Here is a 411-nt window from a genome sequence, read left to right on the forward strand (position 1 = left end):
ATCCTTTAGGTCTGGTAGCAATAGCGGAGAGGTCACACCTGTTCCCATGCCGAACACAGAAGTTAAGCTCTCCAGCGCCGATGGTAGTTGGGGCTTTGCCCCTGCAAGAGTAGGACGCCGCCAGGCAACGATAAAAAAAGAGGTATTTTTATACCTCTTTTTTTTTATAAGTTAAGAAAGTATAAAATCAGTGCAATGACTGTGTTAAGCCAAGTAGTTATTTTGAAATGTTTGATGTATATTGGCAATGCTCCGACTAATTACTTCGCTTTCCGCGGGCACGGCCCATAGCCGTCAAGCTAAGAAAAAAGTAGTATGGTGCAATAAAAATATAAACATATTTTTCCAGTCTAGTCCGTATTCTCTTATGGGTACTTGTTTTCTTTTTTACACTTTTACTTACGCGGCACG

At 41.1% G+C, this 411-nt stretch carries 1 rRNA gene; it reads left to right on the forward strand.

The window, feature by feature from the left end:
* Positions 1-10 precede the first annotated feature (10 nt).
* Positions 11-126, forward strand: a 5S ribosomal RNA gene (rrf, locus tag RVS70_RS22835).
* Positions 127-411 lie beyond the last annotated feature (285 nt).

The sequence above is a fragment of the Virgibacillus sp. M23 genome, assembly GCF_034190895.1.
In the GTDB taxonomy this organism is placed as follows: domain Bacteria; phylum Bacillota; class Bacilli; order Bacillales; family Amphibacillaceae; genus Virgibacillus; species Virgibacillus salarius.